Origin of the sequence: Staphylococcus sp. HMSC061G12 (assembly GCF_001838465.1) — a bacterium.
In the GTDB taxonomy this organism is placed as follows: Bacteria; Bacillota; Bacilli; order Staphylococcales; family Staphylococcaceae; genus Staphylococcus; species Staphylococcus simulans.
Genome location: NZ_KV837168.1, coordinates 1 through 13,202, shown reverse-complemented (window position 1 = coordinate 13,202; position 13,202 = coordinate 1). Strand labels below are relative to the sequence as shown.

Below are 13,202 nucleotides of genomic sequence, written 5' to 3'. Positions count from 1 at the left end.
ATGATTGATTAAGATTGTTTCGCTTTACGACGTTTCACAAACCATGTAAGACCGCCGCCGATGATAATTAACGCAACACCTAATGGTAAAGCAGATTTCTTCGCAATTTCACCTGTAGCAGGTAAATCAAAGTTACCTTCGTCATCAAATAACCCACTTAAGAAATCATCAGATGAACTGCCTAATGATAATGCGCGACCTTGTGATGGGTTCGGAATATCAGGAATACTATCTAATACGCTGCCACCATTCGCTAACTTGTCTAATAGACTCGGTCCACCGAATAAACCAGATTTACCACCTAATAAGCCTTTATCTAGTAGACTACCGTTAGACTGACCTAGCAAGCTTGGTGTGTCTTTTAACGGGTCAAAGATATGGCGGATACCTGATTTTAATCGCGTGATATCACGGTCCGCTTGAAGTAAATCGTTAAGCGGTTGATCAAGTCCTGATTTGAGGACACTTAACAATTCAGCTTTCGCATCGTCTTTTTTCGCAATCACATTCGCCAATGCACGTGCTTTCGCATCATTGAATTTTGTGGCTAAAATCGTTTCAATCGCTTGGCGTTTATTATGTGCTTGGTCAATCACGTTGCCGATAATTTCATCCGCTGAAACATCTGAACCGTAGCGTTGTTTTAATAGTTGAACGAGTTCAGCACTATCTGGACGTTTCGCCATAATTTGACGTGCCATATCTGCCGCTTCGTTCTTATCAAATTTCGTCGATAACAGTGTTTGAATTAATGCTTCTTTATCATCCGCTTTATCAAACATAGATTGAAGCAAGCTGTCACTTGTGAATGAACCGAGTCCGTCTAATTGACTCAACACTTGGCTCGCAATTTGCGCATCTGTTTTACCTTTTGTATCAATGCGGTCAATAAGTTGTTGTGCACTTTGTTCATCTACAGTGCTGCCGATAATATCTTTAACAGCTTGTTTTTTATCAGACGCTGATTTTAAATGGTCTGAAATAATCGCATCTTGTTGTTTCAGACTGCTTTTTGTTTTCTCAATTTCATTTTTTAACTGTTGTGCTTTATCTTGTGAGATCTCGCTGCGTTCAGCTAATCTGTTTTCTAACGTTTGCAGATTCGCTTCTTTATTTTGGACATATTGGTCTAAATCTTGTTTCGTTGTTTCTCGTGCAGTCGTCACACGGTCAATATCTTGTCTAAGCGTACTCAATGCTTGTGAAGCTTGTGTATTCTCTTCGTTCGCTTTAGTTTCCTCATTGTCAGAACGGTCCGCTTCACCATCATTTAGTTTCCCGTTATCAACTTTATGAGAAAGTGCTTCTAAATCTGAGATAAATGCATCAATACTTTGATTGGCTTTTTCCTGATTTAATTGCGCATCTGCCACTTGTGATGAAGGGTTTGAATCACTTGATTGTGCTTGTTGTGAAGCTTGGTTTAAATCTTCACGCACTTTTTCTAATCGATCTGACACAGCAGTCTCTTCAGTACCTTGAGTGGGTTTAGATTCAGGTTGTGTCTCAGAACGATTTGCGTCTTCTTTTAATAGTGAAGCTGATTGTTCATCATTTTGAGTAGATGTATTGGATTGTGTTTTATTGTCTTTCTCTAAATCAGAAGTTGCTTTCTCTTCTTTAAGTTGTGCTTCTTTCTCTTTCACATCTTTTAAGATTGCGTCTATTTGTGATACACGCTCAGCCTTACTGATATCTGTTTTGAATTTAGTTTTGTCACTGTCATTCATTGTTTTAATACGATCGATTTCTTTTTTTGCTGCTTCTATACGCGACTTGAGTGTTGTGGTATTAGAATTTTGTGTAGCTTTGACACCTGTCTGATCTTCCGCAACCACAGTAGGTGCAGACGTTAAGTTATAACTTAATAATGTCGTACTTAACAATACAACAGCACTTGAAAACTTAAATGAATGGCTTAATTTATTTTTATGATTTAAATCAGGGTATCTCTCTTTTTTCATTCACTTCACCTTTCCTCATCACTATACAGTTATCATTATATTAGTTTACACCTATCATTCAAAGAGGAAACTCACTTTTTATACGATTTCTTAATATATACTTACATTAATAGTTGCTTATGTTTTCACACTATGGAAACTTGCTTAAACATCCCCTTAATCTTAGAATTAATATGAGTATCAATACACGAGATGTATTGAATAATTAATGGAGTGATCAGTGTGAATGCTAAAATTGAGCAATTAAAAGAGATTATTGACAGTTCGAATAAAATCGTCTTTTTCACAGGTGCAGGTATTTCTGTTGCGAGTGGTATTCCAGATTTCCGTTCTGTCGGCGGTTTATATGAAGCTGTCGCAGAAAAAGGTTTATCTCCGGAATATTTATTAAGCCATGACTACTTACAAGATAACCCTGTAGGCTTTATGGACTTCTGTCATGAGTATTTATTATTTGCGGATAAAAAACCGAATAATGTGCATGAATGGATTGCACAGTTAGAAAAAGAAAATCGTTCACTCGGTGTTATCACACAAAATATTGATGGTTTGCATTCAGATGCAGGCAGTGAAAATGTAGATGAGCTACACGGTACTTTAAACCGCTTCTACAGCATCAACAACCCTAACGATGAGTATTCAAAACCTTACGTCATCGACCATCATTTACGTAACAGTGAACAAGACGGCAGTCCAATCAGACCAGATATCGTCTTATATGGCGAAATGTTAGACCAAATGACAATTATGAGCGCAATCAGCAAAATCAAACAAGCCGATACACTCGTTGTATTAGGTTCATCACTCGTTGTACAACCTGCCTCTGGTTTAATCTCAAACTTTGAAGGTGAAAATCTTGTCATCATTAATAAAGATGTGACACCTTATGACAGTGACGCAGATTTAGTCATTCATGATGATATGAAACATGTCATCAACGAACTCAATAAAATAGATTAATCCAAAGTGGTTAATCTCATAGTATTAAGCAACCCTCTGAGCATAAACTTCATACTCAGAGGGTTTTGTTTATCTTAATTTAGACGTCCTTAATAACGGACAGTCTTCATTCATTTTTATTTTCCTAAAGCTTTCAGCGTATCTAACGCAACTTGTTGGGCTGATTGAGGGTTTTGACCTGTGATTAATCGACCGTCTGAGACTACAAAGTTTGACCAGTCGTCACCTTTCTCATAGCTTGCGCCTTTATCAATTAAGGCATCTTCTAATAAATAAGGTAAGTTATCTGTAACACCCATTTGTGATTCTTCACTGTTAGAGAAGCCTGCGACTTTCTTACCTTTAATTAAGTTTTGGCCATTATCTTTAATGTTTAATAAACCTGCTGGACCATGACAAACAGCTGTGACATAGCCATCGTTAGAATAAATTTTCTCAGCTAATTCAATGAGACCTTTATCTTTTTCAAAGTCCCATACAACACCATGGCCGCCTGCGTAATAAATCACTTCATAATCATCTGGATTTACTTCTTCTGGTTTCAATGATTCATTTAACTGTGTCATAAATTGATGATCTGTATAATACTTCCAATCTACATCAGACATAAAGTCTTCTTGTAAACTTGCGGGATCAATTGGCACAAACCCACCTTTAGGACTTACATAGTCAATTTCATAACCTGCTTTATAGAACTCGTCCGCAAAGTGTACAACTTCTCCAAGCCAAGCACCTGTTGGACGTGGTAAATCTGGATATTTTGATGTGTTTGTGACTGCTATTAGAATTTTTTTCATTACGCTTCACCTCTCTCTATTTATTCACTGATTTGGAATTGATTAATCATAGCTCACAATTAAAATGTTCACTGCTGATCAGTTTTAACAACGTTGATATTCAGAAATTTAATTTCGTTCACATCGTTATAGTTGTTAAAAAACCCCTTAAAAGTTGTACGCTTTATTTTTGTTTTTTATTTTAAAACCGCGTCAAATCAACATTTTTGACCTTTTTTGACTAAATCGATAAACCGCGTGAGCATAAGGTTTGTGTTAGTTGTGTATACGTTGTAGAATAATTGTAGACAACTTGGTTAGAATAACTAAAGTTTGTCAGATTAATCAAGTTAGGAGGGATAGACGTGACAACAATCGAACAACACAATGGTTTCAAGCGGACGTTTCAAAAGGGTCATTTAACCTTAGGTTTAAGCATTCCTTTTGATAACTCTGAAAAAATCGCATTGTCGTTTGATCAACAAGCAGAATTAGCGCAGTATGCTGAAGAACTTGGATTTACAAGCCTATTTGTGCGAGATAACCCATTATATAGTCCGCACTTAGGTCCAGTAACGACAAACTACGATCCGTTTGTATTTTTAACTTACCTCAGTGCTAAAACGAATAAAATTGTTCTCGGAACAGCTAGTATTGTTGCGACATTACGTCATCCAATTCACGTTGCTAAAGCAGCCGCTACTCTTGACTTGGTGTCAAACGAGAGATTTTTAATGGGACTGGCAACTGGAGACCGTTCTTTCGAGTTTCCAGCTTTCAAAGTCGAGGAGAAGAATTTGCATAATCATTTCAGAGATGCTGTTTCTTCTTTGAATGCACTGTGGCAAGACCATTCTCCAAACATTTCAAACTCAATCTTTGAGCTATATGAGGATTCTGGTTTGCAAGTTTTACCAAAACATCACCATATCCCGATTTTTGCGACGGGAAATGCGAAACAAGATTTAGACTGGATTAAAGAAAATATGGATGGTTGGATGTTTTATCCCCAAGAATTCCAAATGCAGAAAGCTTTACTACAAGCTTGGCATGATAATGATGTATTCAAACCATTCATGCATCCACTCGCATTAGATTTATCAAAAGATCCGAATGAAAAAATCAAACCCATTGAGGGTGGCTATAGATTAGGCAGAAATACTTTAATCAATGTATTAAAAGCATATGAACGTATTGGTACAAACCATATCATGTTGAAATTAGTCACACATGAAAGAACGTACCAAGATATTATGAAAGAATTGGGCGATTATGTGATTCCACATTTCCCACCAAACGAAATCAAGGAGGAACAATAATAATATGAAAATTTTAGATAGAATTAATGAACTTGCTAATAAAGAAAAAGAAATGGTATTGAGCACTTCAGAAAAACAAGAACAACATGAATTAAGACAAGAATACCTTAAAATGATTCGTGGCCAAGTTGTGAGCACATTCTCAACATTGAAAGTTGTAGATCCACTTGGCGAAGACGTAACACCAGATAAAATTTATGAATTACGCGAAGAAATGGGTACTTTAGACTTAAAACCTGAATAAAAATTTTAAAATAGATGAATAGCAAACCTAAAATAGTAAAGGGTTGGACGCTTCTGATGGAGTCGTCCAACCCTTTTTTCTTTGGATTAAGCAGGATGAATTGCTTCTACAAATGTAAAAGTTTCATCCTCATATTCAAATTTTAAAATACAACAATTGGTAATCTTTATTTGTTTTACCGCTTCTATCGGCAAACAATAATGCGCAAATAAAAATAAGATATCGCCATGACTCGCTGCTACTACATTACGATGCGTCGTCTCTTTTAATACACGATGTAATGTCTTCACAGTACGTTTTTGAACTTCTTCCATCGTTTCTCCGCCATAAGCCGCAAAGAATGAACCAAAATCAACTACGCCATTTGATGTGGCGGATTCAATAATTCCGGCTCTCCTTCAAACAATCCATAATTCCATTCTTTAATCCCTTTTAATCTTGTATAAGGTTCATTTGGAAATAAAATTTCTAACGTGTCAGAGGCACGTTCTTGTGTAGAAGAGAATAATTCATAATCTGTCAGGTTTAATTGATCGAAATACAGCTTCGCTTGTGCAGCTTGTTGTTTCCCTAGTTCTGTTAACGGTGAATCTGAAGCACCTTGAATCTGATGTTTCTTATTAAATAACGTTTGTCCGTGTCTGATTAAATACAAAGTCTTTTTCATGTTGTCTGCTCCTCATTTTAGTCATTTCATGATCAGTGTGTCTTTGTTTGTACTAAAAATGATTGATGTTCCCTTTCATCATATCGAATCTATGACATAGTGAGTGCTATACTTTTTTACGATTTTGATACATCTTTTAGTGGTTTCATCTGATTATGTAGCACTTTTGTTCATTTCGCACAAAATAGAGGTGTGAGTTTAGCACTTTATGCACTTCTAATATTCTGATTCCATGATAAGCTATAGATAAAGATTGTGAAAGTTTTCACAAAGTAATTAAAAGGAGCGATTGAATATGACAAAAGTATTAGTAGCAGGTGCGATTCCAGAGGCGGGATTAAATCAACTTAAAGAACATTTTGACGTAGATATGTACACTGGGGACAAATTAATCACTGAAGATGAATTGATTGAACGTATTAAAGATGCTGATGGCTTAATCAGTTTATTATCTACAAATGTAAGTGAAAAAGTTATTGAAGCTGCACCGAACTTAAAAATTATCGCAAACTATGGTGCGGGGTTCAACAACATTGATATTCAAGCAGCTAGAGCACGTGGTATCGATGTTACTAATACCCCGATTGCTTCAACTAACGCAACAGCTGACCTGACAATGGGGATCTTATTAGCGGTAGCACGCCGCATCCCTGAAGGCGATCAGTTATGCCGCACAAAAGGCTTCAACGGCTGGTCTCCACTCTTCTTCCGCGGACGTGAAGTCTCAGGCAAAACTATCGGTATCATCGGACTAGGTGAAATCGGTTCAGCAGTTGCTCGCCGCGCAAAAGGTTTCGATATGGATATTCTTTATTCTGGTCCATCTCGACATGAAGAGAAAGAACAAGAACTTGGTGCACGCTATGTATCACAAGATGAACTGTTAAAAGAAGCTGACTTCGTCGCAATCAACTGTTCTTATAACGAAAGCATGCGTCACATGATTGATTATAACGAAATTAAAAAAATGAAACCAACAGCGTACTTGATTAACGCATCTAGAGGTCCAATCGTATATGAAGCTGAATTAGTTAAAGCTTTACAAGATGGTTTAATCGAAGGTGCCGCATTAGACGTCTTCGAATTCGAACCAGAAATTACTGAAGAACTAAAATCTATGGATAACGTGGTCATTACACCACATATCGGAAATGCGACATTTGAAGCACGTGATATGATGGCTGAAATTGCCGCAGGTAACGTTGTCAAAGCGCTCACAGGTGACACACCGGATTATATTGTAAATAAATAGGAGTGATAATCAATGGTCGACACACACCAACGCTTTTTTAACATGAAAGATCTACCACGCTTCTCTGAGGAAGCAGCACAAAAGACAGTCTTTTATCAATCTGAACATTCAGCTGGTGCCGTTTGGTGCATGAAACCAGGTCAATCTCTACAATGTCATACCCACCAAAACGCTGATGATGTATGGATTGTGACACAAGGTGAAGGCACATTCTATACGAACGGCGGTCAGGAAAGAACTATCAAAGCGGGCGACATCATTGTATCATTACCTGGCGAAGCACACGGGATGACGAATACAGGAGACGAAGACTTTATTATGCTTGGTTTCGCAACACCTATGCCATTAGACTTTATTCCATACGAACACTAAGTAAACCAACCAAAACTACTATCTTAAAATAAACCATAACCTAACCCAACTTGAGATGAATGATATTACCACCCATAATGTCATTCATCTTTTTTATGTTCTGATACGATTTTAAATTTCCGGTCTCATAGCGTGATAAGACATGCTAAGATAGAGGCATTACAATTTTAAAGGGAGTGCTCGATTATGGATTCATTGATCAGTTTCATTTTAATTTCATTGCTGATTATCGTTATTCCTGGTCCTGATTTCTTCATCGTGGCTACGAATACAATGAAAGGCAGTACTAGAAATGGCGTAATGGCTGCATTAGGTATTTCTTCTGCACATGTCGTCTACTCTGCGATTGCTGCACTTGGTTTAATCTTTATCTTAACGAGCTCATATTATGCGTTCATCACGATTAAGTTTCTTGGTGCTGTTTATATTGCTTACTTAGGTTTGAAAACTATCTTAAACGCACGTAAGGCAAGCCATATTACTACGTCATCAACTTACCCTATCAGACACATCAGTTTGTTTAAATCGTTCAGACAAGGCTTTATGAGCACGATTTTAAACCCTAAAGCGATTCTCTTTTACATATCTATCTTGCCGCAGTTTGTGACTAAAAGCGAAGGTTCATTAAAAATTATCGCCCTATCAGCACTCTTTATCGCACTGGTCTTTATTTGGTTTTTCATATGCAGTTTCTTATTCACACATATCAAGAAACTCTTCAATCAACCTACTTTCAAAATGGTATTTGACTATGTCGTCGGTGTCATTTTAATCGGACTGGCAATCAGTATTTTAAAATTTGAACGTTAATTTACACGCAGGTTATTTAAAATGACCTGCGTTTTATGATTTGAAAAGCTTTATAAATCGTTAATCACTATAAATATTTACGATTATGTTAATATGGATGATGAACGTCAACTAATAATTTTACAAACATACTTTTACTGTCATTTATATATTTATTGAATACTTTAAGCATAATAGACACAAGTCAGGTAATACTACAAATAGAGAGATAGATTAAGAAAGAAGTGATTAAATGGCGATTACAAGAGGAATTAATCATATCGGGTTAACTGTGCCGGATATTGAAGCAGCAACACGTTTTTTCAAAGAAGCTTTAGACGGTAAGGTGGCTTACGATAGTCAAACAGAAATGGATCAACCTCGTGGCGGTAATGATGTAGAACGTTTCTTAGACCTTGAGTCAGGCGCTAAAATCATTAAAAAGCGTATGATGGTTTTCGGTAATGGCCCGAATATTGAAATGTTTGAGTTTGTCCATGCGCATCAACAAGCACCCGCTGCGCTTCAAGATATTGGGTTTACGCATCTTTCTTTTTATGTCGACGATTTTGAAGAAGCACTCGAGCGTATGGTAGAAGCAGGTGGCGAACCTGTTTCTGAACCGCATGAGAATACACGCTATGAAGATTCTGTCGGAAACGAAACTATTTACATTAAAGCACCATGGGGCAGCTTAATCGAGCTTCAAACTATCCCAAATGGTTACTATTATCCTGAAGATAGTGAAGCTGAGGTCTTTATTCCTAAAGAAGATTAAACTATGAAATTAAGATATCTGAATCGTGACACATAGAATATATCAGCTAAGCTGTTTTGATGATATTAAGTCGGTCATATCTTAAAATGGATATACTGTATATTTTAAAGAAAGGTGATTTACTTTGGGTAAATTAGATAATAAAGTCGCAATCATTACTGGAGGGTCTTCAGGTATTGGAGAAGCAGTCGCAAAACGATTCGCAGCTGAAGGCGCTAAAGTTGTGATTGTCAATCGTCATAAAGAGAAAGGCGAAAAAGTGCTCAAAGCGATTGAAGATAATGGCGGCAAAGGTCTAGCGTTAGGCGTAGATGTAACGTCTAAAGATTCGGTGGAAGAAGCGGTTAAAACAATCAAAGATCAATTCGGCACAATTGATATCTTATACAATGGTGCTGGTGTGCATGATGGTTATAAAAACGCTTTAGAAACAGACGAAGACACATTTGATTTATTAATGGGCGTCAACGTAAAAGGCCCTTACCTATTCACACACGCTGTATTACCGACATTCTTAGATAATAATAGCGGTGTCATCATCAACGTAGGTTCACAAGGTTCATCTATGGCAGGTGTCGGCGGCAGTACGTATGTCACTACAAAACATGCGATTGCTGGTTTCACTAAACAACTTGCCTATGACTTTGGCTCTAAAGGTATCCGCGCCAACCTCTTATCACCAGGATTTATTGAGACACCTATGACAGAGGGTGTTGATGAACAACGTACAAAAGACATTCCAGCTCAACGTGCAGGTAAACCAGAAGACCTCGCATCAGCTGCAGTCTTCCTTGCTTCTGATGAAGCAGCTTATGTCCAAGGCGCTGAACTTAATGTAGATGGCGGTTGGACTGTAGGAAGATAAAATAATGAATTAAGAAAATAAGCTTTAAAAGCACTGTATAACTGATTTAATCAGCCTTATACAGTGCTTTCTTACTATATAAGCAAAAAATATACAAGTATATTATTGTTTATTTTTATTTATTTGTACCACTAAGAAAGTTGTTTCATCTAATTAATATGGTAACATTAAATAAGAAAATGATTTTTAAAATGGAGGAGATTAACTTTGAGCAGAGTTCGTGTAAGGAACTTGACCAAAGTCTTTGGCAGAAATAGCCAAAAGGCACTTAAAATGGTTAAAAACGGAGATTCCAAGCAAGAAATTTTAGAAAAAACAGGTGCCACTGTTGGTGTTTACGATGCAAGCTTTGATGTAGAGGACGGAGAAATATTTGTGATTATGGGACTCTCCGGTAGTGGTAAGTCTACATTAGTCCGCTTGATTAATCGTTTGATTGAACCTACTTCAGGAAGCGTGTACATAAATGAAGATGATGTATCAAAAATGTCTAAAAATGAATTACGCGAGGTGCGTCGGACTAAAGTCAATATGGTTTTCCAAAACTTCGGCTTATTTCCTAAACGTACTGTATTAGAAAATGCAGAATATGGATTAGAAATACGGGGTGTAGAAAAAGAAAAACGCCGTAAACAAGCAGAAAAAGCTCTAGAAGATACTGGATTACTTTCATTTAAGGATCAATATCCTAATCAGCTTTCTGGCGGAATGCAGCAACGTGTAGGTCTAGCACGTGCACTCGCAAATGATTCTGAAATATTATTGATGGATGAAGCTTTCTCAGCACTTGACCCTCTTATCCGTCGAGATATGCAAAATGATTTACTCGAACTACAGCGAAAAGTAAAGAAAATTATTATCTTTATCACCCATGATTTGAATGAAGCTTTACGTATTGGTGACCGTATTGCTTTAATGCGTGATGGAAAAATTATGCAAATTGGTACTGGTGAAGAAATTTTAACGAATCCAGCCAATGACTTCGTCAAAGAATTTACGGAAGATGTTGACCGTTCTAAAGTACTGACTGCAGAAAATATTATGGAACCACCACTTACGATTAATGTCGAAACAGAAGGCCCTAACGTAGCCTTACAACGTATGCGTCAAGAAGAAGTCAGCATGCTGCTAGCCATTGATCGTAACCGTAAACTAAAAGGTAGTATCTCTGCTGAAAGTGCATTAGAAGCCAGAGAGAAAGGTCTATCTTTAAAGGATGTTACGAATGATAACGTTCAAAAAATTAATAAAGACATGTTCGTTAGCGATATTTTCAATATTATTTATAACTCCCCTGCACCGCTTGCAGTAGTAAGTAAAGAGAATGAACGTGTGATTGGTGTCGTTGTCAGAGGTAGTGTTATTGGGGCAATGAGCACTAAAAATATCACTGTGGGAACAGATACTTCTTCTGATTCTGAGAAAGAAGAGGTGAATGCAGATGCTTAACTTTTCAATGAAACAATTACCTTTTGCAGAATGGATTGACGCTATCGTAGATTGGCTGACTGATCATCTGTCAGGTTTATTTACAGTATTAAGGATTGCTGGAGAAGCAGTGATGAACTTCATGACTATGATTCTAACAGCTATTCCTCCTTTTGTTATGATGGCTATCTTAGTCATCGCAGCTTTCTTTGTATTCAAACGTAAGTGGGGCTTTGCCGCATTCACTTTAGTCGGCTTACTGTTTATTTATAACCAAGATATGTGGACCGATTTAATGAATACAATCACTTTGGTCATTATTTCCAGTTTAGTCGCTGTTATTATCGGAGTACCTTTAGGTATCCTGATGTCTAAAAGTGATACAGTAGAAAAAATTATCAAACCTATATTAGACCTTATGCAGACAATGCCTGGGTTTGTATACCTCATCCCTGCTGTCGCATTCTTTGGTATCGGTATGGTACCAGGGGTTTTCGCATCTGTTATCTTCGCATTGCCACCAACAGTCAGAATGACGAACTTAGGGATTCGTTCTATCTCTACAGAGTTAGTAGAAACATCTAATTCATTCGGTTCTACTGCATGGCAAAGATTATTTAAACTTGATTTACCTATGGCAAAAGAAAACATATTCGCAGGTATTAACCAAACGATTATGTTAACACTTTCTATGGTAGTTATTGCTTCTATGATTGGGACACCTGGACTTGGGCAAGGTGTTTTAGCTGCTGTACAACGTTCAGAAGTCGGTAACGGTTTTGTGTTCGGTATTGGAATTGTAGTCCTTGCTATTATTATCGACCGCTTCACTCAAGCTTTAAACCGTCCTAAAAGCACTAGAATGAGTAAAAAGAAAAAATGGATTATCACAGGCATTATTGCACTTATTGCTTTAATTGTTATTTTGCTTTCTGTTTTCTTCTCACCAACTAAATCTTCAAACAAAGGTACAATCACGTTAGCTTATGCGCAACAAGATGATCAAATTGTTTCAACAAACGTGATGAAACAAGTGCTAGAAGAAGAAGGTTACACAGTTAATACAACATCTTTAGATATCCCTGTGGTTTGGGAAGCTGTAGCTAAAGGAGAAGCGGATGCTATGACTGGACCATGGCTTCCTGTCACACATGAAGCACAATATAAAGAATTCAAAGACGATTTAGATGACTTAGGGCCACATATTGACGGTAAAGCTAAGCTTGGACTTGTCGTTCCTTCATACATGGATGTAGACTCTATAGAAGATTTAGACAATCAAGCTAAGAAAAAAATAACAGGTATAGAACCAGGTGCCGGGATTGTTAAGGCCACAGACAAAACAATCAAATCATACCCTAACTTAAAAGGTTGGGAACAAGTCATCTCTTCTACAGGTGCAATGAACGCACAATTAAAACGAGCTGTTCAAAATAAAGATGAAATCGTGATTACAGGTTGGAGTCCATACTGGATTTTCCAACGTTACGACTTAAAATATCTAGATGATCCAAAAGGAACTATGGGTAGAGCTGAAAGCATCCATACGATGACACGTAAAGGATTAAAAAAAGATATGCCAGAAGCCTATAAAATCCTAGACAATTTCAAATGGGATGTAAAAGATATGGAATCTATTATGTTAGAAATTGAAGATGGTAAAGATCCAGAAAAAGCAACAAGCGAATGGATTGAAAACAATCGAGATAAAGTAGACAAATGGAAAGAGAAATAAGATTGTATAGTCATAAACTTTAGGCTCTATAATAAATTCGGTTGATGAGATAA

General features: G+C 37.0%; 12 protein-coding genes and 1 pseudogene. 10 read left to right on the top strand and 3 right to left on the bottom strand.

Translation table 11 applies throughout. The annotated features are described in order from the left end of the window. Positions 1 to 8: 8 nt before the first annotated feature. Positions 9 to 1,964 carry an LPXTG cell wall anchor domain-containing protein gene (locus tag HMPREF2937_RS12740; RefSeq protein WP_083326956.1) on the bottom strand — a complete coding sequence of 652 codons (1,956 nt, stop codon included), beginning with the start codon at positions 1,962 to 1,964 and terminating at the stop codon, positions 9 to 11. 222 nt (positions 1,965 to 2,186) lie between these two features. Between HMPREF2937_RS12740 and HMPREF2937_RS12735 the strand changes: the two genes are divergently transcribed. Then, positions 2,187 to 2,924, top strand: coding sequence for an NAD-dependent protein deacylase (locus HMPREF2937_RS12735; protein WP_002480254.1), 738 nt, complete (start codon positions 2,187 to 2,189; stop codon positions 2,922 to 2,924). A 116-nt stretch (positions 2,925 to 3,040) separates the two neighbouring features. Here the strand turns inward: HMPREF2937_RS12735 and HMPREF2937_RS12730 are convergent, their stop codons facing one another. Beyond that, positions 3,041 to 3,721 carry a type 1 glutamine amidotransferase domain-containing protein gene (locus HMPREF2937_RS12730; RefSeq protein WP_002480255.1) on the bottom strand — a complete coding sequence of 227 codons (681 nt, stop codon included), beginning with the start codon at positions 3,719 to 3,721 and terminating at the stop codon, positions 3,041 to 3,043. Between the two features lie 344 nt (positions 3,722 to 4,065). Between HMPREF2937_RS12730 and HMPREF2937_RS12725 the strand changes: the two genes are divergently transcribed. Together HMPREF2937_RS12725 and HMPREF2937_RS12720 are read left to right on the top strand one after the other, a co-directional pair. Beyond that, positions 4,066 to 5,019 carry an LLM class oxidoreductase gene (locus HMPREF2937_RS12725; protein WP_070864741.1) on the top strand — a complete coding sequence of 318 codons (954 nt, stop codon included), beginning with the start codon at positions 4,066 to 4,068 and terminating at the stop codon, positions 5,017 to 5,019. Positions 5,020 to 5,023: 4 nt separating this feature from the next. Further along, a complete protein-coding gene (locus HMPREF2937_RS12720; RefSeq protein WP_002480257.1) occupies positions 5,024 to 5,263 on the top strand; it encodes a DUF896 domain-containing protein in 240 nt (79 codons plus the stop codon). An 86-nt stretch (positions 5,264 to 5,349) separates the two neighbouring features. Here the strand turns inward: HMPREF2937_RS12720 and HMPREF2937_RS12715 are convergent. After that, positions 5,350 to 5,930, bottom strand: a pseudogene (locus tag HMPREF2937_RS12715) (histidine phosphatase family protein). A 295-nt stretch (positions 5,931 to 6,225) separates the two neighbouring features. Here HMPREF2937_RS12715 and HMPREF2937_RS12710 point away from each other — a divergent pair. The 7 genes from HMPREF2937_RS12710 (at position 6,226) to HMPREF2937_RS12680 (ending at position 13,149) form a co-directional block, all read left to right on the top strand. Then, positions 6,226 to 7,182, top strand: a complete 957-nt coding sequence (locus tag HMPREF2937_RS12710) for an NAD(P)-dependent oxidoreductase (RefSeq protein ID WP_070864740.1) — start codon at positions 6,226 to 6,228, stop codon at positions 7,180 to 7,182. A 12-nt stretch (positions 7,183 to 7,194) separates the two neighbouring features. Next, on the top strand, positions 7,195 to 7,554 hold the full coding sequence (locus tag HMPREF2937_RS12705) for a cupin domain-containing protein (protein WP_002480260.1): 360 nt from the start codon (positions 7,195 to 7,197) through the stop codon (positions 7,552 to 7,554). Between the two features lie 186 nt (positions 7,555 to 7,740). Further along, positions 7,741 to 8,364, top strand: a complete 624-nt coding sequence (locus HMPREF2937_RS12700; protein WP_070864739.1) for a LysE family translocator — start codon at positions 7,741 to 7,743, stop codon at positions 8,362 to 8,364. Between the two features lie 232 nt (positions 8,365 to 8,596). Continuing rightward, complete coding sequence (locus tag HMPREF2937_RS12695) at positions 8,597 to 9,121, top strand: VOC family protein (RefSeq protein ID WP_002480262.1); 525 nt, start codon at positions 8,597 to 8,599, stop codon at positions 9,119 to 9,121. A 124-nt stretch (positions 9,122 to 9,245) separates the two neighbouring features. After that, positions 9,246 to 9,986 carry an SDR family NAD(P)-dependent oxidoreductase gene (locus HMPREF2937_RS12690; RefSeq protein ID WP_070864738.1) on the top strand — a complete coding sequence of 247 codons (741 nt, stop codon included), beginning with the start codon at positions 9,246 to 9,248 and terminating at the stop codon, positions 9,984 to 9,986. Between the two features lie 207 nt (positions 9,987 to 10,193). Then, positions 10,194 to 11,435 (top strand): quaternary amine ABC transporter ATP-binding protein, encoded by a 1,242-nt coding sequence (locus HMPREF2937_RS12685; RefSeq protein WP_023014854.1) that lies wholly within the window; start codon positions 10,194 to 10,196, stop codon positions 11,433 to 11,435. Then, on the top strand, positions 11,428 to 13,149 hold the full coding sequence (locus HMPREF2937_RS12680) for an ABC transporter permease/substrate binding protein (protein WP_070864737.1): 1,722 nt from the start codon (positions 11,428 to 11,430) through the stop codon (positions 13,147 to 13,149). Before HMPREF2937_RS12685 ends, HMPREF2937_RS12680 begins: the two co-directional genes overlap by 8 nt. Positions 13,150 to 13,202: the final 53 nt, after the last annotated feature.

Excerpts from the sequence above, each read along its gene's own strand:
- HMPREF2937_RS12740 (WP_083326956.1), bottom strand. The coding sequence starts at position 1,964 with ATGAAAAAAGAGAGATACCCTGATTTAAATCATAAAAATAAATTAAGC.
- HMPREF2937_RS12695 (WP_002480262.1), top strand. The coding sequence starts at position 8,597 with ATGGCGATTACAAGAGGAATTAATCATATCGGGTTAACTGTGCCGGAT.
- HMPREF2937_RS12730 (WP_002480255.1), bottom strand. The coding sequence starts at position 3,721 with ATGAAAAAAATTCTAATAGCAGTCACAAACACATCAAAATATCCAGAT.
- HMPREF2937_RS12680 (WP_070864737.1), top strand. The coding sequence starts at position 11,428 with ATGCTTAACTTTTCAATGAAACAATTACCTTTTGCAGAATGGATTGAC.
- HMPREF2937_RS12705 (WP_002480260.1), top strand. The coding sequence starts at position 7,195 with ATGGTCGACACACACCAACGCTTTTTTAACATGAAAGATCTACCACGC.
- HMPREF2937_RS12710 (WP_070864740.1), top strand. The coding sequence starts at position 6,226 with ATGACAAAAGTATTAGTAGCAGGTGCGATTCCAGAGGCGGGATTAAAT.
- HMPREF2937_RS12700 (WP_070864739.1), top strand. The coding sequence starts at position 7,741 with ATGGATTCATTGATCAGTTTCATTTTAATTTCATTGCTGATTATCGTT.
- HMPREF2937_RS12720 (WP_002480257.1), top strand. The coding sequence starts at position 5,024 with ATGAAAATTTTAGATAGAATTAATGAACTTGCTAATAAAGAAAAAGAA.